Genomic DNA, 26,290 nt, shown 5'->3' with positions numbered 1-26,290 from the left:
AACAATATTTACTACAAAGCTGTTCTGTGGAATCTTAAACACTTAGGACTCAGCATTCAGAACTCAGTACTCAGTTGGTTGATGAGTAATTCGCTGAAGTAATTCCATCACTCGCTGTTCAAATTCTTGGGTTGTCACACGTCCTTTGGTTAAAAATTCTGTATGTCCTAATTTGAGACGATTGCGTTCGGACTCGTCCAAATCCTTGGCTGAGTAAATTACTACAGGAATATTACAAAGATGATTGTGCTGCTGTAGCCAATCTACCACTGCAAAGCCATCGCTTTCTGGCAAAATTAAATCGAGAATTATCAAATCGGGATTGACTTGTTGGCTGAGGCGAATTGCTTCTCGTCCAGTTTTGGCTGGGAAGGTTTCAATTTCATGCCTCTCAAACAAGGTGATGAGCAATTCTGCTAAATCGTTGTCATCTTCAACAATGAGAATGCAGACTTGCTTACTGGGTTTAGCTATCGCTTGCTTGAGTGACTGCAACAGATAACTTTCTTGCACAGGTTTACTTACCCAATCAACAAAATCTGCACTTGGTTGAATAGTTGTAGTTGGCTTGTAAACACTACAAATGACAATGGGGATGTCCTTAGTATCTGCCCGTTCCTTTAAGACAGCCATTGTTTCCCAACCATTCATTCCCGGCATCAGCAAATCTAATAAAATGACATCTGGATGTTGGACAGCTGCTAAAGCGATCGCTTCTTTACCTGTAGCCACAGTCACAACCCGATATCCTCCTCGTTCTAGTAAAGTTTGCAGTTCGGTGCGAATGATTTGGTTATCGTCACACACTAAAACGAGTGGGGAGTGGGGAGTTGAGGAGTGTTCTGATTCTATACTTTGGGGAACTGCCAGAATTGGGAGGGTCATGAAAAATGTGCTACCTTCACTCAATGCACTTTCAACCCAGATGCACCCGCCGTGCTGTTGCACAATGCTTTGGCAAATTGCCAAGCCCAAGCCAGTACCATCGCGATCGCGGGAATCTGAAGAATCAACTTGTTGAAAACGTTCAAAAATACTGTTGAGTTTATCAGATGGGATGCCGCGTCCGGTGTCTTTGACTGTCAGCAGCACTTCATGTTCTTGTTGTTGAACCGCCAGCCATACAGTTGTGCCCGCAAACGAAAATTTAATGGCATTACTCAATAAGTTGGTCAAGGTTTGTACAATCCGATCTGGATCGGCCCATAACTGCACAGATAAGCTAGAAATGGATAGCGTCACCCCCGCTTTGTTGGCGAGGGGCTGCATAATATTCACTGCTGAATCAATCAATTCAGCAAGGTTGCAGATTTCTCGTTCCATTTTCACTTTGCCAGACTCGATGCGTTCAATGTCTAAAATGTCATTGATCAAGCGTACTAGACGTTCAGTGCTATCAGTAGCAATTTTTAAGAGACGTTTTCCCTGCTCAGAGTTTGGCTGTAGCAGACCACTTGCTAGCATTCCTAAAGACCCGTGAATTGAAGTCAGGGGTGTGCGGAGTTCGTGACTGACAACAGATACAAACTCGTCTTTCATCCGCTCAATTTGCTTGCGCTCAGTAACATCACGCAAAATTACCGTATAAACAATTTCTTCTTCTATGTTTAATTTGGATATGGAAGCCTCCGCCGGAAATTCGGTGCCATCCTTGCGACGACCAAATATTTCCCGCCGTTCTCCCATTCTGCGAGCCATATTGGGAGATTTGCCAAAGTCAACTACATGTTGACGATGCACTTGAGCAAAACGCTGTGGTAAGAGTACTCCTAGACTTTGTCCTAAAATTTCCGAGGCAGAGTAACCAAAAATCTTCTCTGCTCCTTGGTTAAATAAGGTAATGCCTTGGCTGGCATCGATGGAAATAATTGCATCATCGGCTATGCCTAAAATACCTTCAAACCGAGTTTGCGATACTCGTAGTGCTTCCTGTGTGCGCTGGCGTTCATCTAATTCTGACTGCAACTTTCGGTTGACGGTAATTAATTCAGCGGTACGCTCTGCTACTCTTAATTCCAGTTCGTTATTAGCTTTGTATAGGGCTTTCTCTGTTTGTTTGCGCTCGGAAATGTCACGAGCAACGACTTGAGCCGCTAATTTATCCTGGTAAACCAAAGGAGCTGCGACTACCTCTAAATCAATTGTTGTTCCATCCAACCGCAGCCATTCTTCTTCTAGTAATGGTACTGGCTGTTGGAATTCTCTCAAGTATTGGATTCGTTCCTGAACTAAAGTTTGTGAATTAGGATGTACAAAATCAACTACTTGTTTGTCTATTAATTCTTCGGCTTTAGTTGCACCAAAAAGTTTGATGGCGGCACTGTTTAAAAAAATAAATTTGCCTTCACTTTGGATAAAAATTGCTTCTGGACAGAGTTCTATCAGCTGTTTGTAGCTGGCTTCACTTTCTCGCAGTGCGTTTTCTGCCAAGGAGCGATCGCGCTGATTTCGCAATGCTACAATGCCGTATCCTAAATCAGCTGCTAATTCTTCTAAAAGTTTCACCTCATCGGCATCAAAGGTATTTGCTTCGGTGGAGTATATATTCAACGCACCAAAAGCTATACCATTATCTTTTAAAGGTAAGGCGATCGCTGATGCATAGCCTCGTGAGTTCGCCTGACACCGCCAAATTTCATATTTGGGGTCAGTCAAAATATTCTGGACTATAGATATTTGACCTGTGCGGATAGCTATTCCTGTAGGGCTTTGTCCGCGAACTGTATCTGACCAAGTGAGGTTGAGAGATTGCAAGTATCCATCTTCGTAACCCGCTTGAGCTACTGGGCGGATACTTTTTTGGGTATCATTTTCGGCAAAACTAACCCATGCCAACCGATAGCCACCAACTTCTACGATAATTTGGCAAATATTCTCTAGCAAATTGCTCTCGTCTTTGGCACGAACAATTACTTTATTGCAATTACTCAATGTCTGAAGCGTTCGATTTAACCGCCGCAGTTCTGCCTCTGCCTGTTTTGACTGCGTAATGTCCCGTGTTATGGCTAACTGCACTACACTGCCATCTTTTTTGTCACGCAGAGGTACTGCATGAGTTTCCATCCAACGGCGATTACCCCGGCAAGTTACAATCTCGAACTGCATAGTACCTTTACTACCCTGACAGACAATTTCGTTCATGGTCCGAAATGTCTCCCGATCTTCTGGAGCAATCAGAGAATAAACTGATTTGCCAATTACCTGTGCGGCGCTGTCTGCCTCAATCATCGTCAGCCCTGCTGGATTCATTTCCAACAAAGTGCCATCGGCTGCCACAATTTTGACGCATTCTGGTTCAGCATCAAATATGACACGCCAATCAGAGGAAAAGGAGGATGAGGGGCGCAGGGGTAGAGGGGAAAGATTTTTTGCTAGTTCTTCTTTACTTCCCTGCTTCCCTGCTCCTTTACTCCCCTGAGCCACGCGCTGCCGCAGTTTCATTCGCTCCAAGCGGTTGATAATCCGAGTAACTAATTCTGGCCCGACAAAGGGTTTACTAACAAAGTCATCAGCACCAACGCTGTACACTTGATTGACAATTTCGGCATTGCTGTGAACTGTCAGAAACAAGATGGGTAATTCACTCCAGCGGGGGTCGTTACGTACTACTTGGCAAAGTTCAATACCCTTGGTGTAAGGCATTTCCACATCCAAAATCAATAAATCTGGGGTAACGGCTTCTAAAGTTTCCCAAAATTGGCGTGGGTCATCAAGGGTAATCACTTTCAAGCCCCAAGGGCTGAGTAATGTCTGCAATAAAGCGAGAATTTGCGGATCGTCGTCTACAGCTAATACTTTGGCTTCTGCATGGGGTGCTTGTTGTAGTAGTTGCGCGATCGCTTCTCGCACCTGTGCAGTAGGCATGGGCTTTTGCAAAAAGGTATGTCCGCCTTGACGAGCTAATTGTAAACGACTGGTAAAATCTGTTTGGTCTGTAAAAATTAGCACTGGCACAGGTGGTTTGCGTTGAGCCAGTTCTGCTAGCAGGCTAAAGCTATCTTCTTGATGGGGAGAAAAGCTAGGGTCAAGCAGCACCACATGGGGATGCTCTCGGTAAAGGAGATTTCTGGCTGTATCTAGATTGGTGGCACTAATAACTTTGAATCCCTTGTTAACAGATTCTTGTGTTAATTGTTCGGCCAAGATAGCATTGCGGTCAACTACCAATACTAAAGGCAGTTCATCAGCGATCGCTACTGGGGATGCTGTTTCTTGCCCCTTTGCTGCAATTTCCTGACGCAATAGCTTCACCCAATTTTGCAAATTTGCTATCTCAGATGGCTTCAAAGTTTTATCAGATTTGAGCAGCAGTTCTATTTTGCGTGCTAGCTTTGAGCCTTCGGCTAAACCAAAAGTACCTAATGAACCTGCCAGGGTATGCGCCTCTTGTGCTGCTTGCGCTCTCAGTTCTGGATTTAAAGCCTTCTGGTTTAAAGCTGCTGCTTGCTCCAGCACTTTCACCTGCTCGTCTACCCGCCCGCTAAACCGTTGCCAAACTTCAGCTACTGCCGTTAATGTCTGCTCCCGCCTGGAAACACTGCTGAGTGAGGAATTAGGAGTTAGGAACTGGGATTTGTTTTTGCACGCCAGTTGCTTCAAGTCGGCAGATCCGCCCAACGCACTGGCTCCCCTCTGCCCCTCCGCCTCCTCTTCCTGCGGTTTCAGACGGTAGCCAATACCATAGACTGTTTCAATTAAATCGCTGGGCGCTCCCACAGATTTTAATTTGTGCCGTAATCCTTTGATATGGGTGCGAACTGCTTCTTCTCCAGGAGTATCTTCATAAGACCAAAGATGTTCCAAAATCATGCTGCAACTAAACACCCGGCGACTGTTTCGCAAAAATAACTCCAAAAGTCCATACTCTTTGGGAGTTAATGACAATAAGTCTTGCTCATAAGTGACTTCACAACTGCTAGGGTCAAGCCGTAAATTGCTCCACTCTAGTACTGGTTGTGAAGTTGTCCTCCCACGACGCAATAAAGCCCTAACACGAGCAACTAACTCTTCTTCTTCAAAAGGTTTAACTACATAGTCGTCTGCACCTGCATCTAGCCCGATCGCTTTTTCATGACTGCTATCACACCCTGTCAATAATAAAATGGGCATTTGCAGACCACTAGACCGGATTTGACGACAAAGACTGATGCCATCTAGCTTAGGCAGCATCACATCTAGGAGAATTAAGTCATAATCATAAGCTTCGATTAATTCCCAAGCAGCATCCCCATCAGAGGCAACTTCAACCGCATAATTTTGATTAGTGAGAACGGCAGTCAACGCATAAGCATTTAACTCGTCATCCTCTACAACTAGAATTTTCATACTAACAGCTTTCCGGAGGCTAAGTTCCCTAATAAAGAGCGAAACAAATAAATGTAAAATACAAATTAATATTAATTATTATTTTAAAAGCATATTAAATGATATGTCTGGTGAGCATTAATTTAATTAACAAATATCAATATATTTTTAAGTGAATCTTAACCAAATCAAGGTATAATTAACTGCATTGCTATTTCTCTTACCTCCTCAATACCTGGCCAAAAACTGCATACCATATCGCATTAAACTGTATCTGGGTCGATATTTAATTCACGCAACTTTGCTGCCAAACGTTCTGCTTTTTCAGCTTCCTGTTGTGCCCTTTGTTCTACTTGTTCTACTGTTTCTTCAGGTGTTGGTACTAGTTGCCCATCTCGTGTAAAGAATCGTAATAAACCTTCATAAATTCCCAGATATAAACCTAACTGATGACTCCACAAATGTCCTCGTTCATTTGCTTGTAGAGGTTGATATTCTCCATCGACTAAATGAAATCCAGCAAATTCTAAGGTGTAAGGATCGAACCAAAAATAATCAGGAGTGCGGAAAGTATCTTGATAAATTTCTTTTTTTAAACCTCTGTCTGTATTTGCTGTTGAGTCAGACAAAATTTCTATAATTACATTGGGATATTTGCCATCTTCCTCCCAGACTGCCCAACTTTTGCGGGTTTTGCGTTCGCATCCCAGCACTACAAAAAAGTCTGGGCCTCGGAAATCTTTTGATTTGAGTTGACGCTGATTGTAATAGATAGTCAAGTTTCCCGCAGCATAAAAGTCATTTCTATCTTTCCACAGCCATTCTAGACATGTTAAAAATAAAATTATTTGTCGGAGATGTAGTTCAGTTTCCAAAGGTGGTTCGTCACTATATAAATCACCAGGGGGAAAGATAACATCTTGAGAGATGCCTTCTTGAGAATCTAATTCCTGAGCAATAGTCATAGAATGGATGCGGCATCAAATATATTTATGGATTTATTTTAGCAGTGTTGTAGTAAGCGATCGCCGATCTTTAGGGTACGGGTAAATAAACTCTTCTGTATCAAAATTACTCCTTAACCTCCTACCTCTGCGTTCTCTGCGCCTCTGTGGTTAAAAAACTTGATTAAAGACAGAGGCGCGAGAACACTTGCGTGTGGGAGTTCCCCCTTTAAGGGAAATGTCTGTGACACAAAAAAGCGATCGCTATCCTTGCGAAATTCTTTGTGCTACACTGTAATCGATATCAAACCTCACCGCCAGCGAGATAGCTGAAATGAAGTAGTACCAAAGAACTGTTGCATCCAAGCAACAAATGTCAAAGCCCGATAAACACTATAAATTTGACAGGTTACTTCACAATAGTCATGCATTAAAGATTATCACTATTCTCTACATCAAGCTGCTTGAAAAACTGCTGCGGCTGATTTTGTTGTGTGCCTAATCCACCCGTAATTGTTGTGCGGAGATAGGTGGAAATTTGCGAATTGAGGTTTGACAAGAATGCAGAAATCAATATTATTAGCTGAGAATTTAGCCTATGAACTCAGCTTAGAAAGAACCTTGTTTCAAAAAGTTAAAGTGAGTATTGAGGCAGGCGATGCCTTTGGCAAGACGCTTTCGCGTCAACGCATCGCTTTAGTCGGTCGCAACGGTGTAGGTAAATCAACCCTACTCAAGATACTTGCAGGTCAAATTAGTTCCAGTGCAGGTTCTGTTTGGCAGAATGGTGTTGTCTACTATTTGCCACAAATCAGTACTATCAAACAAGAAATAAATACAGATACAGTCCTGAATTTTTTAATTTCTGTCTCTGATGAATGGTGGAAGATTGAAGAGATTTTGCAAGGGCAATTTAACACAATCCTTGACCTTTCTTTACCAATCGTTAATTTGAGTGGTGGGGAACTCACAAAAGTATTTCTAGCCATTGGTTTATCTCAACAGCCCAACTTGTTGTTACTGGATGAGCCAACTAACCACATGGATTTGCCAGCATTAGAAAGCTTGAGGCAGTTTCTTTTGGATTTCACTGGTGCGTATGTAATTGTCTCCCACAAACCTTTTTTCTTAGACCAAGTGACAGATGTTACCTGGGAACTTACACCTGTAGGTTTGAAGGTGTATAGAAGCAATTTTTCTCAGTATCGAGAACAGAAAAAAATTGAGTTAGAAGCAGCATTGCAATCGCACGAAGTCGCCAGAAAGGAACTCAAACGCACCCAAGCTGCGGCTATGCAAGAACAGCAACGCGCAGCGCAAGCGCACCGCAATGGTCGTGCAAAGTTTCTCAATGGCAGTATCGATAGAATAGCAGCCGGACTGATTAAAACCAAAGCTGAGGTGTCAGCCGGAACTGCGAAAAAGAAACATGAAGCATCTGTAGCCAAGGCTACTCAAAAGGTTGCAGATACAAAAGTAAAAACAACCAAAGTGACAAGTATTCAGCTAGAACAAAAAAGTCAAAAGCGCAGAAATCTCATTGATATTCAAGGTGCAAATCTTTGGGTATCAGAACGGCTGCTGATTCAAAACATTCAATTGCATGTGTCCTCTGGCGATGGCATTGCAATTGTAGGTGCGAATGGTTCGGGTAAATCGACTCTAGCAAAAGCAATTTTGGGAATGGAGAAGCAAACAGCAGTTTTAGAGTCAGGTAAGGTGATGCTTGCATCAGCAATGAAAGCCGTATATCTCGATCAAACCTATGAACTGGTGAATCGCCAGCAGACGATTCTGGAAAACATGCAAGCTGCTAATCCTAGCCTTAATTACCAGATATTACGCCAACAGCTAGGGCACTTCCTGTTTAAATACGATGACGTTCACAAAAGCGCTTCTGTATTGAGTGGGGGTGAATTGGCAAGATTAGCGATCGCTATAATCAGTATCTCTGAAATCGATCTATTGATTCTCGATGAACCAACTAATAACCTAGATATTGAAACTGTTGAACAAATAGTGACAGGTATGAATGAGTACCAAGGTGCTACTTTGGTCATTTCCCACGATATCGATTTTCTGAGTCGAATTAACATTACCCAAAGTTTCAAATTGAGGGAACAAACTTTGCAAATGACAACTTATTTACCCAGTACACCAGAGCAATATTATCGAGAGTTGCTAGAATGTCATAAATAAAGCGATGTCTGGCGACAAGCCACTTTGCGTCTACGCATTCTTGGCTCGCTAGAAGAAAAATAGTGCGATCGCACTACTGCTGCCAAATTTTGCAAGGCTTTTCTTACTACTTGCTTGATAACTTTGTCATAGTATTTCCCTGACAAATCCTGTATTTGTATGAAGTTTTATACTCAATTTTAGATAGTATAAATTATTGCTAAATTAGCAGATGCTTCAGTATAAAATCGGATAATCCCAAAAAAAGTAGAAAAGGTTTTACCCAGTAGAGTAGGGGAAGAGAAAATGCTGGCAACCAATAGCTAGTTCTTGTACCTTCCCAAATATTGTCGTATTTCATCAAATTTCATCAAGCATTTTTTCTACTAAAACAGTCTAGCGATCTCTAATCCCAAATTTCTAGCTCCGCAGCAGAAGCCGCAAAGCATACAGGCAAGTTATAATTCTTTTGCGGACGAGCGTAACAAAAATTTATGAGTAACCCCCTTTTACAGGCCTTTTTCGTAGGCAGAGCAGTGGCTGAAGTAATTAATGAACGCTTAGAGGTCGCCTTGACCGACGCTTTGAGTGAACTGGGCAAATTTGATGCGGAAGCTAGAGAGCAACTGCGCCAGTTTACAGAAGAAGTCACAGAGCGGGCAAATCGGGCGGCAGAAGCTGCTAATGCTAGTCAAACTAGCCCAGGCGTTGGCCAACCTGCTTCAGGTTCAGTTGACTTGCAAGCAGATATTGATGAATTACGAGCAGAAATTGCCCTGTTGCGAACCGAATTACAACGTTATCGCAGTAGTTCTGTATAAATTTGGTTATTAGTCATTGGTCAATAGTCAGTAGTAACTGGCAACTACCAGCTGTCAGCTGTCAGCTGACACTTTATCAAAAACAGTTTAGGAACTGAAGTGTCTTTTCTTCCAGGTGATTCGGTGACAAACCAACGGTACGCAAAACATATGGAACAAGGTTATTCAGATAAGGCATACCGTTGGAATCGTGAAAACTACTCGAGCAAACGGCGCTTTGTAGACATTTGGTCTTTTGTTTTGACCTTAATGTTCAAGATTTGGCGTTACAACAAATCTTGGAGTTACCCAGGTGGTGTAACTGAGGCCAAGCAAACTGCAAGACGAAAAGCCCAAGCAATCTGGATTCGCAATACCCTGCTGGACTTAGGTCCAACTTTTATCAAAGTCGGGCAATTGTTTTCTACCCGTGCTGATATATTTCCTGGTGAATATGTAGAAGAGTTGGCAAAGCTTCAAGATAAAGTGCCGGCATTCAGCTACGAGCAAGTAGAAACGATTATTGAACAAGAACTAGGGAAGAAGATTCCTGAACTTTTCCAAAATTTTGAGCCTATTCCTCTAGCTGCTGCTAGCTTGGGGCAAGTACACAAAGCTGTGCTACACACTGGGGAAGCAGTTGTCGCCAAAGTACAGCGTCCTGGACTGAAAAAGCTATTTGAAATAGATTTACAAATTCTTAAGGGAATTGCCCGTTACTTTCAAAACCATCCCAAATGGGGGCGGGGGAGAGATTGGATAGGAATTTACGAAGAGTGTTGTCGCATTCTTTGGGAAGAAATTGATTATCTCAACGAAGGTCGTAACGCTGATACTTTTCGCCGTAACTTTCGCGGCTACGACTGGGTGAAAGTCCCAAGAGTTTACTGGCGTTACACTTCGCCTCGCGTGCTGACTTTAGAATATCTCCCCGGAATTAAAATCAGCCAATACGAAGCCTTAGAGGCAGCAGGTATAGATCGTAAGGTGATTGCTCGTCAGGGCGCTCAAGCCTACCTGATGCAATTGCTCAATAATGGCTTTTTCCATGCCGATCCCCATCCAGGCAACATTGCTGTCAATCCAGATGGTGCTTTAATTTTCTACGATTTCGGTATGATGGGGCGGATTAAGTCCAATATTCGTGAAGGACTGATGGAAACGCTATTTGGCATTGCCCAAAAAGATGGCGATCGCGTAGTTCAGTCTCTCATAGATTTGGGAGCGATCGCACCAGTGTCAGATATGGGGCCAGTCCGGCGTTCTGTCCAGTATATGCTGGATAATTTTATGGATAAGCCCTTTGAAAACCAATCTGTGGCAACAATCAGTGACGACCTGTACGAAATAGCGTATAATCAGCCATTTAGATTTCCTGCAACCTTCACTTTTGTGATGCGAGCTTTTTCCACCCTAGAGGGGGTAGGCAAGGGTTTAGATCCAGAATTTAACTTTATGGAAGTTGCCCAACCATATGCAATGCAGCTTATGACCAATATGAATGGTTCTGATAGCAATAGCTTTTTAAATGAATTAAGTCGTCAAGCAGTTCAGGTAAGTACAACTGCATTTGGATTACCACGAAGATTAGAGGACACACTAGAGAAACTAGAGCGCGGAGATATGCGCGTGCGCGTCCGTTCCATAGAAACGGAACGCCTGCTAAGGCGACAGAGCAATATTCAGCTCGGAATGAGCTACGCTGTGATAATCAGTGGATTTACTCTTTCTGCGACCCTTTTATTGGTTAATCATTATGTATGGTTGGCGCTGCTGGCTAGTTTAATTGCCGCAGTAGTCTCAGCGATCCTAATCCGCTTGCTTTTACGCCTCGACCGTTATGACCGAATGTATTAATTGTTCAAAAATTTATGAAACTTAATTTTACAGGTTTCAGCGATCCCGGACTGATTCGTTCCAGTAACCAGGATGCTTACTATATCGACCCTGAAGGGCGATTTTTCATTGTTGCTGATGGGATGGGTGGTCATGCAGGAGGTGAAGAAGCAAGTCGCATTGCTACTCGCGAAATTCAGGCGTATTTGGTAGCAAATTGGGATTCTTCTGAGTCTACGGCAAAATTGCTAGAGAAGGCTTTGTGGCGGGCAAACGAAGGCATTTTACAAGATCAGCAAAATCATCCCGACCGTGCTGACATGGGTACCACAGTTGTCGTGGTAATTTTTCGCTCGCCAGATTCGCCTTGGTGCGCTCATGTTGGTGACTCACGGTTGTACCGCTTGCGAGGGACGCAGTTAGACCAGGTGACAGAAGACCATACCTGGGTAGCAAGGGCAATCAAAGTCGGTGACATCACTTCAGACGAAGCACGGGTTCATCCTTTCCGTCATGTGCTGTCGCGTTGTTTGGGACGTGAAGACCTACATCAGGTTGATGTGCAGCCACTAGATGCCAAAGCTGGCGATCGCCTGTTGTTATGCAGTGATGGTCTGACCGAAGAACTTGTCGATCGCAAGATTGCTGATTATCTTCATGACACCTCATCACTGGAAAAAGCTGCCCTCTCTCTTATTGAAGCCGCCAAAGAGGAAGGTGGACACGACAATATCACAGTCGTCATCGTTGCACTTGAAAACAGTCGATAGTCATTGGTCAGTGGTCATTGGTCAGCACAAAAGAACTAATGACTGACAACTGACCCCTAACAACTGACAAGTCAAGTAAATATACTCATCAATTTGTTCAGCCTGAGCATTTTTCTGATTTACAACTTGATAAAAATATTTTTAGCCACCAATTTTACCTGTTGGCGGCTAAGTTTACATAATTTAGGTAATTGACATCTTGCGCCTAATGATATATAGCGAATATAATTCACGCTTAATACCTTTTATTTCACCGTCTCTTTACGAACATCTCCTTTATGGAAGTGTTTAAACGAAGAGGAAGGTAAATAAACGTATGCCGACTCGGCCGGAAGTTACAAATGGTTATTTCTTCCGGAATCTGCTTTGGCAGACTTGAGTTGTATATCAGTAGGTTTAGGTGCAAGCTATCAAAAGCCAAAAATTTATCCTTAAGGGTATGGGCAATTTGTCACACAGTTGTTATCTTTCTTAATACAGAGGTACAAGTGTAGGACAAATCCCAGTCCAAAAATTACTCTTTTGGCTTCTGCGATCGATATAACTTTTACGCGTTGTTTTCTTCGGAGATTAATATGAGCAAACCTATCGAGTTATCCTTGGAACAGCAATTCAGCATCCGCTCATTTGCTACTCAAGTACAGCATATGAGCCACGAACAAGCACAAGACTTTTTAGTCAAGCTTTACGAGCAGATGGTTGTGCGGGAGGCAACTTATCAGGAATTACTCAAGCATCAGTGGGGCATAGACTCAGGTTCCGCTTTGGCATAGATTAGTTCTTGTGTCGCAGTGGGCGACCTCCTTCTCTTGCTCGGTTCCACGGAGGAAAGGGGCTGGGGATGCTGGGGCGTCAACTTCAGATAAGTAATTCAACACTGGCAATTTAAAACCCAAACCTTTATTCAGCAACTTTGTTGGCTGTATAACATATTATTTTTAATTTTTTACTTTAAGTGTGGGCTTAAATTAGCAATCAGCATTAGTCTAGCCTATATATGTCAAATCTCGCCAGCAGCTTGTACATCATATACTTACTAGTCCTCTGTAATACATACAGGGTAGGACTTGCGTAGATTTAACTAAACATCTCTAGCACTGCCAACCATTATATTTTTTATAAACGAACCTTACAACTAGATAGACATATTTTTTTATAAAAGTTTACATTTTTGCCAAATTGACTATTGTGAACAACTTCAAGTGGGATAATTTATTGGTTGAAGTTTCCATGCCACTAACCAAAACTTTTTTAACTTAGTCAAAAAGTAAAAAAATATCTTTGATATTCTCCTTAGCCGGAAAGGTCGAAATGGGCATCTGTATCAATTGCTTCTAACTTTGCCAATATTTGGGGCTTAATCTTTTCGTACTCGCTTTTGAGTAAGCTTTTGCTAATTTGGGGATCGGCTGCCGATACTAAAGTTTTGCCTGCTGTTGCCCATTGTTGGAGCCGCTGGCGTTGGGCAGAGGCAATACTAGTAATTAAGACATGAGAACAGCGATTTGGTGCCTCTCGCGCAAAGAATAATAGGCGATAATAACCTGTTTGTCCCAGTAAGTTGGTTATTTCTTGACCAAGACTAGTTTTGAGATCGAGATAGTAAGGCAACCATTTAGCACCATGTTTGCGATTATAGATGACAGTAATCCAAAGCAACATGGGATGGGGAGTTGTGATGAAAAGAAATTGATTGTAACGTTTACAAGCTAAACGTTTGATAATTTCTCGTTGTGGTAGCATCACCCATAGGGCTGGTAACATTTCTCCATTGGCATTAATAGGTTGGGGGAAAACAATATCGGCAATAGGTTTATTTTCAGGCCAGGAAGTAGAGCAAGCAATTTTATCCTTTGACAGGGATATCTGTAAATCGGCTTTGGGATTTGACTCAGGCTCAGCTTTAATTGTAAGGGCATGACTAGATATATGATTGCTATCTGGAATTGTATGCGTGCGGTTGTTTTGTTCTAGAGATTCTAAAAGCTGGAAAATTTCACTGATACTTTGAGGGCGATCGCGTGGTGCTTTGGCTAGACAACTCATCACCAAATTTTCCACTTCCTTAGGAATTTGCAATCCAGGGCTAACCTCAGCAAAGGTGCGTGGTACTTGAGTGTGATGTGTTTTATACCATGCCCCAAAGGAGTGGGTTGGTGCTACTAATGGCATCTTGCCTGTCAGCATCTCAAACATCATCACTCCTAAACTATAAATATCAGAGCGGCTGTCTAATTCCTTGCCTTCCATCTGTTCGGGAGAAGAATAAGCTAGCGTGCCCAAATAATATTTTGTTTGGTCGCTATTTGCTTGTAGTAACTTAGCAATACCAAAATCTAGAACCTTTACCAACTCTCCAAAACTAGGGTCTTGAATTACCAGCATATTGCTGGGTTTAATATCGCGATGAATAATTGGGTAGATTGTGCCATCAACCGGAATGCCATCATGAGCGCACTTTAACCCCAAGCTAATTTGCCGTGCCATACTAAGGAATCTTGGCAAAGAGAGATTATGCTGACGAATAATATTGTTGAGACTATGCCCTTGCAAGTATTCCATAACATAGAACGGAGTATTATTTTCGTCTACGCCATAGTCCATCACTCGAACAATGTGGATGCTTTTTTGCCCTAGTAAGGCACAGGTTTTTGCTTCTCGCTCAAAGCGTTCTTGTAACCGGATCTTTTCATTTTGCATCGACAGAGCAAGAAACTTCACAGCAACTGGTACGCCTCCCAACAAAAGATCCTTAGCACGGTAAACTCTACCCATTGCTCCAGTACCGATTAACTCCTGAAGCTGGTAGCGTTTGCTGAGTAAGCGACCAATGTTAGGGTCTGACATAGAAAATTCGATTCCAATATTTAACAAGTTTGGGTAGCACCTAGCCAGTAGGCAGTTTGTAAGTTTCGGGATTAGTAGCCCTTTCAAGGTGTAAATTGAGGTGAAAAGCCCACAATTGGGCAAAATTTTCTAGGATTTTTACCCACCTTGAAAGGACTGGTGTTGGGATTGAAAAGTGCGTTCCAACAAACTTAATAAGTATATTTACCCTGAGTAATAGTACTATCCCGCACTTTTATTTTGATTTAGTTTTAGTTTGCCCAATTTTGACTAAATAGTTAAAAGTTAATCAAAAATTAAGTATTGACTATTGACCAAAAAAGGGTTGTAAGGAGGTAAGGGTGTAGAGCAAAAGGCTACATAACCCTTACATCCACTGCATATGTTTAGTTAATTGAAAAGATGAAGGATATTAGCCTTGTACTATATATCGAGGTTAGTAGCGTTCTGGTACTGAGCCGCTTTAATGTGTTGATAGAATTCCCTGATACCCTTATTTTGACTGACATCCTAGGCTGGCTTCCATAGTATTAGTTAGAAAATGACCTGCCATAATGCCACTACTCAGATAATATGTATCATCTGAAATTCGGTGCATGGTTTCAAAGCCACTCCGACGTTCGCGATCGCTCATTACCCAGTAACGCTGCACAATAGTGTCTGGACCAAGCCAGCCCTCACCTTCAACCTGCCCTAAAAGACTATGTTGAAGTAAAAAAGTATACTGGCGCTCTCCATCGTGCAAACGCCCTTTGTATTGTAAAGAGATTTCTGGGCGATCGCTGCCTGGAAATATTAGCTTTGTTGCCATAGTGAACCAGTTATCTCGATTCCAAGCTACTAAGGTCATACCTTTAACGCTGATTGGCATCCCATGACGCTCCAGCCAACTTCCCTGTATTGTCCAGCGTCCTGGTTCCAATAAAAAAGTATGAGTCACCTTATACGTTCCTTGTCTCGATCGAGTACCGCTAAGACTTAAAGATATCTATGAAACGTAAAAATGTCAGGCGGGAAATAGGGGATTGGGCACTAGGGACAATGGGAATATTTCAGTACAACTTTCCCACTCTCCGTGTCTTTGCTGGTAGCGAACCAATAATTCCCTAATCTATGCAGAAAGCCCAAGACCTTCCCCTCTGCCTGCGGTCTTAATGATAAGTCTTTAATCGGACATGATATGAGGGGCAATCTCCTTATGCTTGCTTTGATGAATACAAAGCAATCACAAGGCTATTGCCCCTAGATATTTTGAGTGTTTTTAGCACTCATACCAATTTTGGATTTTGAGTCGCACCTTTGGTGCGCTTACAGCGCAACTTAGATTTTGCGGAAAGTTGTAAGGAAAGTTTTTCTCACCCTTCACTCATAACTCAGCACTGTTATTATTCAGCAGTGGCCAGTTCGGTGCTACCGCGTGCGCGACGGCGTGTCAGGCTGTTGTACAGCATTAAACCAATCGCTTTGATCAAGTTGCCTTCCAATTCTTGGAACATCTTCATGTTCATGCCAAAGGCGGCGTTAGCTTCATCAACAATGCGATCGGCTGCCGCATCATCAATAGGTAGTTCATCCAAAGTTTGACGATATTTAGCTTTGAATCCCTTCTCATCAGGAATATCTGCAAATTCATAGAAGGCGGTACCTTGGCCATCAGACAAGTTCATCGCTGTAACAGCAATATTTTTGAGAATTTGTCCCCCCGATAAGTCACCCAAATAACGAGTGTAGGAATGGGCAATTAACAATTCCGGTTCTTTTTCAGATATTTCTCGGATGCGTTGCACATAAGCTTCTCCAGCTGGTGATAACTTGATTTGCTCCCGCCAATTAGCACCAAAATAGTAATTCAGGTCTTGCTCTAAGGTATGCTTGCGCTCAAGTTGGGGAAAGTTAATTTTGGCAACAATCGGGTGCTGGCGGTGCTTTTCCATCTCCTCTTCCATCGCCGAGTAGACGAAGTAAAAGTTAGCAACTAGCTTTCGGTAAGAGTTTTTCTCTACCACTCCTTTTAAAAAGCACTTGACAAAGCCTACATTTTCTGCCATTGTGTGGGCTTTCTTAGTGCCTACACGCAACTTGCTTGCTAAATTGCTGCTCATACTAAATTTCTCAACTTTAAAAGGTCAACTGCCTGAGATGTGATTTACACACCGCTAAAAAAGGCCATTAAAACGTTACATTAAAACTATTTGATGAGAATTTATATTAAAATTCTTTAAGTACACAGAATTTATATTTTTTTTACACGGCACAAACACTAGGGCTGAAAAACTCTATACCTGCAATTGGATTTAGAGCTAAGTTGTGTTCAGAGAAGAATATCTAGCGATCGCGGATATAGAAAAGGTTTTTGACAATTTCATCCATCTTATCCTGGCTTTACCTCAACAGGTATCACTGATTGCCAATCCGTTTCAAGTGAGAGTATCAAAGCAGGGAAAATCTTCTTCAAAAATTGACAATAAATAAGTATTTTTTTAAGTATTCTTACTTAAAAACATATTTAAGGAACTAATTTTCAGAAAGAAACAAGTATATAGTACAGGTAAACAGCGATTTCATTTGAAATTGTTGAATTGAGTGTAAAGTGATATTTTCCAATGTGACTGTGTGGGGTGTTTAAACTTATGGTTTCATCTATAACTCGAACTCAAGGTAACATTCGAGGAGCTTCTGTTTCCGGCTCGAATACAGCAGAAAATGGTCTTGAGGGGAATTTCAGACTTAACTTAATATCGCTGCCAGCAACTCCCTTATTTGGTACAGATGGTATTCGTGGACGAGTGGGAGATTTGCTGAGTGCGCCCTTAGCATTACAAGTGGGTTTTTGGGCGGGTGTTGTGTTGCGTCACCATGCTTGCCAAGTAGGCCCAGTAATTCTAGGACAGGACTCTAGAAACTCCGGCGATATGCTAGCAATGGCTTTGAGTGCAGGGTTAACAGCTGCTGGGCTAGAGGTTTGGCATTTGGGGTTATGTCCGACTCCTTGCGTTGCCTATCTCACCAGCGTCAGTGAAGCCATAGGTGGAGTGATGATTTCTGCCAGTCATAACCCGCCAGAAGATAACGGCATTAAAATTTTTGGTGCAGATGGTGCTAAGTTAACGCAAGCGTTGCAGGCAGAAATTGAAGCCGGATTGCGCGGCAACATCTCAATTGCAAATAGCGTCAGCAATTGCGGACGGCATTACTCGCGTTGGGAATTAGTGAAGCATTATGGCGAGGCGTTGAAACAACCTTTGCAGCCCCAAGTAAATCTTCAAGGATTGAAGATTGTTTTAGATTTAGCATGGGGTGCAGCGGTTGGATTAGCACCATCAGTATTTCAGGAAATGGGAGCAGAAGTCATTTGCTTGCATAACGAAGCAGATGGCGATCGCATCAATGTTAACTGTGGTTCCACACACCTAGAAATTCTGCAAGCGACAGTACAGGAATACGACGCTGACTTAGGTTTTGCCTTTGATGGCGATGCCGATCGCGTTTTAGCTGTAGACAATACTGGCAGACAAGTCAATGGCGATTACATTCTCTATTTCTGGGGACAGCAGCTGCAACAACAGCAACAACTGCCAGACAATTTGATTGTTTCTACAGTCATGGCCAACTTAGGGTTTGAGAGGGCTTGGAAACAACAAGGTGGTAACTTGATTCGCACCGCCGTAGGCGATCAATACGTGCAAGCAGAAATGCTGCGGACTGGGGGAATGTTGGGTGGCGAACAATCTGGGCATATCCTTTGTCGTCATTATGGGATTACCGGAGATGGCTTGTTAACAGCTTTACATATAGCAACTTTGGTGAAACAAGCGGGTGTTTCCCTCAGCGAAATGGTAGACCAAAGCTTTCAGACTTATCCCCAACTGTTGCGGAACGTGCGAGTAGAAGACCGCGATCGCCGTTTGGGATGGCAAGATTGCCAAGCTATTCAACAAGCGATCGCCCTTGCTGAAGCCGCAATGGGTGATGCTGGCAGAATTTTAGTCCGGGCTTCTGGTACAGAACCAGTCGTCAGAGTCATGGTGGAAGCAGCTGACGCTGAACTGGCTCACCATTGGACAAATGAATTGGTATCACAAGTTCAACAACACTTGGCAGTCTAAGTTAGCTTGAAAAATGAAGTAGGGAGTAGGGAGCGGCGAGTAGGAAAACTTTTCCCTCATCTCCCTTGTCCTCCTTGTCCCCCTACGATGGGGAAATTTTTTTATTTAGAAGTCCCTTGGTCACTGGGGAAGCTGCCACATTTGTATTTGCATTGTTACTCTTTAGACCTTATATTAGATTCTTGGTATAATTCATGCCTCCTTTTAAATAATTTAAGGATGCTGGTTTTTGTTATCCCACTTAAAAGTCCCCAAGTTTCCAAATCTTGGGAGCGTGTCTCAAAATTATTTGAGAGATGTATTAAATCAGTTTGCAATCAAACCTCAACTGATTTTCATGCTGTTGTCGTTTGTCACGAAAAGCCAAAAATAGAATTCACTCATCCTCACATCACATACATTACAGTTGATTTTCCTGCTGCCAAAGAAACAAACCCAGTTGCTCAAGGAAACACAGATAAAGGGCGGAAACTATTAAAAGGATTAATTTATGCTCAGCAGTTTTCTCCGACTCACACAATGGCAGTTGATGCTGATGACTGTGTAAGTAAAAATTTAGCCGAGTTTATTAAGCAAAATCCTAATAGCAATGGATGGTTTATCAACAAAGGTTATAAATATCAAGAGGGTAGTCAATATATATATCTTAAAAGAAGCGATTTTAATAAAATGTGTGGGACTTGTAATATTCTTCGATATGATTTGAATAATTTCCCGCAACCAGCAGAATATAATCGGGGCTATGGGTACTATAAATACTATATAGATCATGCCCAAGTTAGAGATATTTTAACGCAAAAGGCAAAAGCCATTAAACCATTACCATTTGCAGGTGCAGTGTATCTCCTGGGAACAGGAGAGCATCTTTTTTATGACTCAACAAAGTTAGGTTTTAGCATTTTCAATCGCAGATTCTTAAATCCATCGATTAGGGATGAGTTTGGTTTGTACAACTTATAGTAATCACCATTTCTATATAAAGGTTGATAGGCGAAAGCACGGCTATGCCGAAATTAAAGACAAAGTCCCAGAAATCAAAAAATTCAAAAAAGCAGGCTAACAAAGAAACTCCCACTCTTAGCCTTAAAGAACAGTTAGCCAAAAAGCGCAAAGCAGCCCAAGCACGTAAAGAACTCATTAGCTTAGTTACAACTGCCCTCTCTGTTGCTTTCTTTATTGGTATTCTGCTTTTTTTAGTAGCTGGAATTAAAGCGGCACTTCCTGCTGTTTTGGGAATTTTAGTCTTAAGTCTTTCCTACAAATACCCGCGTCAAGCTCTGTTTGCTTTCATAATTTACGTACCCTTTGGGGGTACTATCACTTATTACATTGGTAATAGTCCTATTTTGCAATTAGCTAAAGATGCTTTCTATGTTCCAGTTTTGATTGCACTTTGGCAAAGTTGCCGCCAGCGGGGGCTACCCCTAATTCCTATCAAAGCAATTAAAACACCACTATTTATTTTATTGGGCTTGTGTCTATTAACAATCATATTCGTCAATGGTGGGCAGCAGTTGAATCCACCTAGTGTCGGACTCTTAGAAAAACCACCTAATGAAATACCCATAGGCATGGGTATTCTGGGATTGAAAGTATTTTTAGGCTATGTTCCCCTGATTGGTTGTGCTTACTATCTAATTCGTGATAAGCGAGACTTTCTACTTTTATCCCGCCTACAAGTTGTCCTGATTCTTATCTGCTGCGTACTGGGATTTATTCAATATTTATTATTACTGACTGGCATATGTGAAGGTACTAGAAATGCCGAAGGAAGTGCCTTATTTAAGGCTACATTAGAAGCCCGATGTTATTTTGGTGGTTCTCTCGTCTATAGCCCTAGTCAGGGAATAATTCGCCTACCAGGAACATTTGTGGCCCCTTGGCAATGGGCATGGTTTTTGATTTCTAGTACCTTTTTTACATTTGCCACAGGGTTCACTGACCCTTCAATTATTTGGCGGATAATAGGCTTAGGTTCTATAGCTTCGGTCTTTGTTAATGCAGTAGTTTCTGGGCAAAGGATTGCCTTGGGTTTAGTACCGACCTGCTTCGTGATTTTGCTATTGCTGACTGGTCAAATTGGGAACCTAAAACGTTTTATTCCCATAGGGATAGGACTTGCTCTGATTCTCAGTATTGCCGTGGTGACTAACCCTACCGTTGTAGAAGAGAGAACAGCAAGTTTTACCAGTCGCTGGGAAGCTTCACCACCCCAAGAGTTTATTGTTCAGCAATTTGAGGAAAATTGGAAAAGTGTAGATGGCCCGCTAGGAAGTGGCTTAGGTCGCGCCACTAACTCAGCCCGTGCATTGGGTGAAACCAAGCTAGTGGAAACTTACTACCCCAAAGTACTATATGAGGTTGGTATTGTGGGATTACTGGGTTTTGTAGCTTTAGTTACCACCCTGACATTCACTGCCTTTAAGACGTATCGCAGGATAAAAAACCGTAATTTCCGCAGTTACGGAGCTGCTTTATGGGTGTTTATATTGTTTATAAGTTACAACACTTACTACTACCCTCTCGATGTTGACCCAGTGGCTGTCTACTACTGGTTTTTTGCAGGTGTGCTATTTAAATTACCAGTACTGGATAAACAGGAGAAGGAAGATGCCGATCCTCAAAAAGCCACAAAGAAAAAACGTCTACAGACAAAATTTTAATTGATTCTGCTCCATCACCAGTGAAGTAAAAATGGCAAAGGGAAATATAGCCAGTTCTATTATCAAAACAGCAAATTTATTTGAGTATAAAAGCACATGAATAATTTGCCTTTGATTTCTGTTATCATACCAACCTACGGGCGAGAGGAAACATTACAGGATAGTATTGTAGATGTCCTCAATCAGGATTATCCAAATTTTGAAGTTTTGGTAGTAGATCAATCCCCAAAACACCAACCAGAAATTCAAGCTTATTTAGAAGAACAGGCAGCAGCAAATAAAATTAAATTGTTTCGTTTAGATTGGGCAAGTTTGCCAGGGGCGCGTAATTATGGTGTGCGACGGTCAGCTGGTGAAATAATTTTATTTATTGATGATGATGTGAAATTAACTCCTGGTTTTTTAGCAGCCCATGCGAAAAACTATGTGCAAAATCCAGACGTGGGGGCTGTTGCTGGACGGGTATTTGACAGGATGAAGTTGGGCGATTCTGGTGGAGAATTGGAGATTGAATATCTTCCTCCCCAAGCTATGGATCCAGGAATTGCTTGGTATCACATTGACTTAGTGCATACAACCAAACCTCAGCAAGTGCTAACAACAAGGGGTTGCAATATGTCTTTTCGCCGCGAAATTTTTTTTAAACACGGGCTAAAGTTTGATGAAAGGTTTCGCGGTAGTGCAGTGCGCGAAGAATCAGATTTTTGTTTGCGGGTGCGACAGACAGGATATAAGATTTGGTACGACCCAGAGGCGCATTTGGTGCATTTAGGGGAAGAAACTGGAGGTTGTCATGATATTAGTATGCGATCGCTCAAGTATCAACTCACCTTCTACCACAACCATTTTTTACTAGGGCTGAAAAACCTGACTGCCACCCAAGCTTTACGCCTGTACGCCCGTTTATTTGATTGTCACGTCTTAGGTCATCCCCCATGTCATAAAAGCGGTTCACCCATAAAAATAGTGACTCGCGCTTTTTTCTACACTTTAGGTTTCCTCAAAGCCTTGGGTACTGTCATCCAATCAATATGGAATGATGGTCAAATTTATAGCCGCCTCGACCAACAAGTTTAGTTATTAGTCAGTGGTCAGTAGTAAAAAACAACTGACTACTGACAACTAACACCTACATAATCTCTATGAAAATTTTAGTTGCTAGTCATACCTATACTGTAGACCTTAATTGTGAAAAATTACGCGCCTTATCTCAACTAGAACCCGAAATGGAGGTAACAGTTGTAGTTCCCAAAAGCTGGAGACCTGGTGGCGTACAGAACAAAATTGTTGAAACTCAATACCGCGAAGAAGGTACATTTAGAATAGTCCCAGTCTCTAATTTTAGTCAAAATCATCAAGGATTTCTCACATTTGGTGCTGATTTGATATCTTTGTTGTGTCAGTTTCGTCCTCAAGTGATTCAGGTAGAACAAGGGTCTAGAGGACTGGCGTATACTCAAATGATTGTCTTAAATCAGCTATTGGGGCTTAAAGCGAAAAATGTATTTTTTACTTGGTGGAATTTACCTTACGAACTGAAATTACCAGTTGCTTTACTAGAGAAATATAACCTTAACCATAGCCACGGTATTATTTCTGGCAATCAAGATGGTGCAGAGATTTTACGGCAACGGGGATATAAAGGTGCGATTAAAGTTATGCCGCAACTGGGTGTAGATGAAAGTTTATTTACTCCCAAAACTCAACCAGAATTAGCAAATAAACTAGGGATAAAATCAAATGATTTTGTAGTGGGATTTGTCGGACGCTTTGTCCAGGAAAAGGGTTTACTAACGCTGTTGCAAGCATTAGTCACTCTCCAAAATAAGCCTTGGAAATTACTATTGCTTGGACGCGGATCACTGCAAGAAGAATTAATCAAAATAGCAATAGAAAATAATATTAGAGAAAAGTTAATTCTGGTAGAAAGTGTCCCACATAACGAAGTTGCCAATTATATAAACCTAATGAGTACTTTAGTACTGCCTTCAGAAACAAGTGATAAATTTAAAACATTAACTTCTGTTGGTTGGAAAGAACAATTTGGTCACGTACTCATTGAGGCTATGGCTTGCCAAGTTCCTGTGATTGGTTCAAACTCTGGCGAAATTCCCCATGTAATTGGTGATGCTGGTTTAGTCTTTCCTGAAGGTGATGTTAAAGCATTGACTGATTGCTTATTGCAATTAATAGAAAAACCAGATTTTGCTCAAACTATTGGTGAAATGGGTTATCACAAAGCAATGGTGAAATATACGAATAAAGCTTTAGCAAAGCAACAATTCGAGTTTTATCAAGAACTAGTGAATGAAGGCAGAAGTTAAGAATGTTTCTAGCATTAGCTTTTTAACCTTTTTCTAATGGATAGTTATTTCTGCAAAACTGCACTAATAAGTAGTCAGCAGTCAGTGCTAAATCATAACTGACGACTGACAACTGACAATTGACTACTAACAAAAACAATGAAAATTTTACAAATTGTTCCTTCAATTTCTCTGATTTATGGCGGCCCTAGTCAAATGGTACTAGGACTAGCTTCCGCTTTAGCCAAAGAGTGTATGGAAGTTACAATTATCACAACTGATAGTAATGGTGATAGTGGTCAGCAACCTTTGGATGTTCCTTTAAATAGCCCAATTAAACAAGATGGCTATGAAATAATTTATTTCCGTTGTGCCCCATTTCGACGCTACAAATTTTCCCTTAATTTACTAAAATGGCTAAAACTTCACGCTTGCGAGTTTGACTTAGCACATATTCATGCTCTATTTTCTCCTGTAAGTACTGCTGCTGCAACTGTATGCCGTCACCAAAAGTTACCTTATATTTTGCGTCCATTGGGAACTCTTGACCCGGCTGATTTGCGAAAGAAAAAGCAATTAAAACAGTTTTATGTTGATATTTTAGAACGTCGCAATTTAGCAGGTGCGGCAGCAATTCATTTTACTAGCGACCAAGAAGCAAAAATATCAGAAAGATTTGGGGTAGCTACGCAAGATTTAGTGATTCCTTTAGGTGTGATTCCCCTTAGAAGAGATCGAAAAAGTTTGGTTATTAGTCAGTTGGGGATGCCAGAAGACGTACCTTTGGTGCTGTTTATGTCACGAATTGACCCTAAAAAAGGTTTAAATCTGTTAATTCCAGCTTTAGAAAAACTGCTGGCGATTGGTGGCAATTTTCATTTTGTTTTAGCTGGGACAAATCCCCAAGACCCAAATTATGAGTTAAAAATAAAATCTCAAATTGAGAATTCACCATTGCGATCGCACACTACCATCACAGGCTTTGTTAGTGGTGAATTAAAAGCTAGTTTACTGCAAGCTGCTGATTTATTCGTTTTACCTTCATACTATGAAAATTTTGGCATAGCTGTAGCCGAGGCAATGGTAGCAGGCGTACCTGTAGTCATCTCCGACCAAGTGCATATTTATCAGCAGGTACGTGATAGTGAGTCGGGATGGGTAGGTACAACGGATGTACAAGCACTTTTTGAGTTACTGCGAGAAGCTTTGCAAAATCCCCAAGAACGCCAGCTACGGGGATTAAATGCTCAAAAATACGCACTAGAAAATTTTAGTTGGGATGCGATCGCTCAGCAAACAATCCTGGCATACAAGCAAATTTTGGCAGACAACTAGATAGAAGTTCGGTATTGTACAAGTGGACTAATTTCCCAAATTCACCATGTATATACATAGTAAATTTATCGGGACTGGCTCGAAAGTGGGTGTAGGGGAAAGCCAGATTTTCATGCTTGGAGATGAAAATTTTTTCATTGAGACTGCCTCCTCTTAACTTTATGACTCCTGATTATCTAAAAAACCTTTACGAGCAAAGATTTCAATCATCTCACTCCGGGTTAGATTATTTTCAGTTGCTAATTCTGCCAGCTTCTCCCAAGCTGTATCTGTAAGTCTGATAGACCTTAACTGCTTCGGCTCATTGTAGTCTGTCTGAAACTTACCTGAAGCGGTACGCTTGCGCCTGGATGATTTCTGTCTTGTACCTGAATATCGATCTGCAATTACACTCTTTGGAATTTGATTAATTGTCATCAAGTTAATTAGGTTATCAATCAGGCGATCGCGCTCCATTGGTAAAATCTCTTGACAATGCAACATTTCCTGAAGAATTACGAAATGCACCAAACTACCAAGAAAAATACGTGCAGCTACTTCCGGATCGGGTAGTTGCAGTTCTGGGTGATTTGTAAAATATTGACTGAGTAGTTCCAAAACAGGTTTATCGACGTTACAAACGAAAACTTGCGCTAGTAATGGAAAACGTCCAGACTCACCAATAATCAATCTCACCAAATTTAGCAACTGCCGTTGACGGTCGATCTGCTCTACAATATTTGTTCCTATGCGCCGCAGAACGATATGAGGCTCTCCTTGCAAGAATTGTGAATCTTGGGGGCTAAACGCTTCTCGATAATTTTCCTGTGCTAGTCGCTCAACCAGAGCTGTAAATAATCGTTCTTTATCTTGAAAGTAGTTGTAGACCGTTGTTTTAGAAACGCCTGCGGCTGCTGTCACCTTATCCATTGTTGTGGCAACATAACCATGTGCCAAAAACTCTTGCATCGCACCAGCAAAGATAGCATCGACTTTCTCTACTGACAGTAAACGGTCTACGTTATTGTTGTCTGTCTCTCTCCTCTTCTTTCTCATGGGTATTGAGTACTGGTTTTATCCTCTCTTATCTTTCTTTTGTCACTCTCGGAAAACAATAATCGAAGCAAGATTCTGAAACTTTGATTGAGTCAAGCTTTGAGCCTTTATTTTCTAACAGTAACTAAAATTTATAGCCAAAACTTAGAAATTAAAGCCTCGAAAGGCT

At 41.7% G+C, this 26,290-nt stretch carries 20 protein-coding genes; 12 read left to right on the top strand and 8 right to left on the bottom strand.

Going from position 1 to position 26,290, the window contains the following annotated elements:
* Positions 1 to 63 precede the first annotated feature (63 nt).
* From RMY31_RS14265 to RMY31_RS14255, 3 genes are all read right to left on the bottom strand, one after another.
* Positions 64 to 5,325: a response regulator gene (locus tag RMY31_RS14265; protein WP_322658871.1), complete on the bottom strand. Its 5,262-nt coding sequence runs from the start codon at positions 5,323 to 5,325 to the stop codon at positions 64 to 66.
* A gap of 242 nt (positions 5,326 to 5,567) precedes the next feature.
* On the bottom strand, positions 5,568 to 6,269 hold the full coding sequence (locus RMY31_RS14260; protein ID WP_322658870.1) for a Uma2 family endonuclease: 702 nt from the start codon (positions 6,267 to 6,269) through the stop codon (positions 5,568 to 5,570).
* Between the two features lie 409 nt (positions 6,270 to 6,678).
* On the bottom strand, positions 6,679 to 6,807 hold the full coding sequence (locus RMY31_RS14255) for a hypothetical protein (protein ID WP_409877946.1): 129 nt from the start codon (positions 6,805 to 6,807) through the stop codon (positions 6,679 to 6,681).
* A 2-nt stretch (positions 6,808 to 6,809) separates the two neighbouring features.
* Here RMY31_RS14255 and abc-f point away from each other — a divergent pair, with 2 nt between their 5' ends.
* Positions 6,810 to 8,447, top strand: coding sequence for a ribosomal protection-like ABC-F family protein (gene abc-f, locus RMY31_RS14250; RefSeq protein WP_322658869.1), 1,638 nt, complete (start codon positions 6,810 to 6,812; stop codon positions 8,445 to 8,447).
* On the opposite strand, the gene RMY31_RS14245 is transcribed toward abc-f, so the two are convergent.
* The gene (locus RMY31_RS14245; protein ID WP_322658868.1) at positions 8,438 to 8,593 is read right to left on the bottom strand and encodes a hypothetical protein; all 156 of its coding nucleotides are present in this window, start codon (positions 8,591 to 8,593) and stop codon (positions 8,438 to 8,440) included. The two genes, abc-f and RMY31_RS14245, sit on opposite strands and share 10 nt — an antisense overlap.
* A gap of 327 nt (positions 8,594 to 8,920) precedes the next feature.
* On the opposite strand from RMY31_RS14245, the gene RMY31_RS14240 reads away from it, so the two are divergent.
* From RMY31_RS14240 to RMY31_RS14225, 4 genes are all read left to right on the top strand, one after another.
* Positions 8,921 to 9,247 carry a DUF6825 family protein gene (locus RMY31_RS14240; protein WP_322658867.1) on the top strand — a complete coding sequence of 109 codons (327 nt, stop codon included), beginning with the start codon at positions 8,921 to 8,923 and terminating at the stop codon, positions 9,245 to 9,247.
* A 150-nt stretch (positions 9,248 to 9,397) separates the two neighbouring features.
* The gene (locus RMY31_RS14235; RefSeq protein WP_322658915.1) at positions 9,398 to 11,083 is read left to right on the top strand and encodes an AarF/ABC1/UbiB kinase family protein; all 1,686 of its coding nucleotides are present in this window, start codon (positions 9,398 to 9,400) and stop codon (positions 11,081 to 11,083) included.
* 14 nt (positions 11,084 to 11,097) lie between these two features.
* Positions 11,098 to 11,832 carry a Stp1/IreP family PP2C-type Ser/Thr phosphatase gene (locus tag RMY31_RS14230; protein WP_322658866.1) on the top strand — a complete coding sequence of 245 codons (735 nt, stop codon included), beginning with the start codon at positions 11,098 to 11,100 and terminating at the stop codon, positions 11,830 to 11,832.
* Between the two features lie 575 nt (positions 11,833 to 12,407).
* Positions 12,408 to 12,605 carry an NblA/ycf18 family protein gene (locus RMY31_RS14225; protein WP_096558866.1) on the top strand — a complete coding sequence of 66 codons (198 nt, stop codon included), beginning with the start codon at positions 12,408 to 12,410 and terminating at the stop codon, positions 12,603 to 12,605.
* Between the two features lie 520 nt (positions 12,606 to 13,125).
* On the opposite strand, the gene RMY31_RS14220 is transcribed toward RMY31_RS14225, so the two are convergent.
* From RMY31_RS14220 to RMY31_RS14210, 3 genes are all read right to left on the bottom strand, one after another.
* Positions 13,126 to 14,679 (bottom strand): serine/threonine-protein kinase, encoded by a 1,554-nt coding sequence (locus RMY31_RS14220; RefSeq protein ID WP_322658865.1) that lies wholly within the window; start codon positions 14,677 to 14,679, stop codon positions 13,126 to 13,128.
* A gap of 493 nt (positions 14,680 to 15,172) precedes the next feature.
* Complete coding sequence (locus RMY31_RS14215; protein WP_322658864.1) at positions 15,173 to 15,619, bottom strand: hypothetical protein; 447 nt, start codon at positions 15,617 to 15,619, stop codon at positions 15,173 to 15,175.
* A gap of 445 nt (positions 15,620 to 16,064) precedes the next feature.
* Positions 16,065 to 16,781, bottom strand: a complete 717-nt coding sequence (locus tag RMY31_RS14210) for a heme oxygenase (biliverdin-producing) (protein ID WP_322658863.1) — start codon at positions 16,779 to 16,781, stop codon at positions 16,065 to 16,067.
* Positions 16,782 to 16,986: 205 nt separating this feature from the next.
* Between RMY31_RS14210 and RMY31_RS14205 the strand changes: the two genes are divergently transcribed.
* The 7 genes from RMY31_RS14205 (at position 16,987) to hpsP (ending at position 25,086) form a co-directional block, all read left to right on the top strand.
* Positions 16,987 to 17,151, top strand: a complete 165-nt coding sequence (locus RMY31_RS14205) for a hypothetical protein (protein ID WP_322658862.1) — start codon at positions 16,987 to 16,989, stop codon at positions 17,149 to 17,151.
* Between the two features lie 158 nt (positions 17,152 to 17,309).
* Positions 17,310 to 18,785: a phosphoglucosamine mutase gene (glmM, locus tag RMY31_RS14200; RefSeq protein ID WP_322658861.1), complete on the top strand. Its 1,476-nt coding sequence runs from the start codon at positions 17,310 to 17,312 to the stop codon at positions 18,783 to 18,785.
* A 6-nt stretch (positions 18,786 to 18,791) separates the two neighbouring features.
* A complete protein-coding gene (locus tag RMY31_RS14195) occupies positions 18,792 to 19,745 on the top strand; it encodes a glycosyltransferase family 2 protein (RefSeq protein WP_322658860.1) in 954 nt (317 codons plus the stop codon).
* Positions 19,746 to 19,789: 44 nt separating this feature from the next.
* Positions 19,790 to 21,448, top strand: coding sequence for a hormogonium polysaccharide biosynthesis protein HpsL (gene hpsL / locus RMY31_RS14190; protein WP_322658859.1), 1,659 nt, complete (start codon positions 19,790 to 19,792; stop codon positions 21,446 to 21,448).
* A gap of 96 nt (positions 21,449 to 21,544) precedes the next feature.
* On the top strand, positions 21,545 to 22,525 hold the full coding sequence (hpsN, locus tag RMY31_RS14185) for a hormogonium polysaccharide biosynthesis glycosyltransferase HpsN (RefSeq protein ID WP_322658858.1): 981 nt from the start codon (positions 21,545 to 21,547) through the stop codon (positions 22,523 to 22,525).
* Positions 22,526 to 22,590: 65 nt separating this feature from the next.
* Entirely contained in the window at positions 22,591 to 23,772 is a 1,182-nt protein-coding gene (gene hpsO / locus RMY31_RS14180) for a hormogonium polysaccharide biosynthesis glycosyltransferase HpsO (protein ID WP_322658857.1), read from the top strand.
* Between the two features lie 138 nt (positions 23,773 to 23,910).
* On the top strand, positions 23,911 to 25,086 hold the full coding sequence (gene hpsP, locus RMY31_RS14175; RefSeq protein WP_322658856.1) for a hormogonium polysaccharide biosynthesis glycosyltransferase HpsP: 1,176 nt from the start codon (positions 23,911 to 23,913) through the stop codon (positions 25,084 to 25,086).
* A gap of 159 nt (positions 25,087 to 25,245) precedes the next feature.
* Here the strand turns inward: hpsP and RMY31_RS14170 are convergent, their stop codons facing one another.
* Positions 25,246 to 26,121 carry a TetR/AcrR family transcriptional regulator gene (locus RMY31_RS14170; protein ID WP_322658855.1) on the bottom strand — a complete coding sequence of 292 codons (876 nt, stop codon included), beginning with the start codon at positions 26,119 to 26,121 and terminating at the stop codon, positions 25,246 to 25,248.
* Positions 26,122 to 26,290: the final 169 nt, after the last annotated feature.

Origin of the sequence: Dendronalium sp. ChiSLP03b (assembly GCF_034531165.2) — a bacterium.
In the GTDB taxonomy this organism is placed as follows: domain Bacteria; phylum Cyanobacteriota; class Cyanobacteriia; order Cyanobacteriales; family Nostocaceae; genus Dendronalium; species Dendronalium minutum.
The sequence above is the reverse complement of the archived record's forward strand: the minus strand, read 5'-3'. Positions and strand labels throughout refer to the sequence as shown.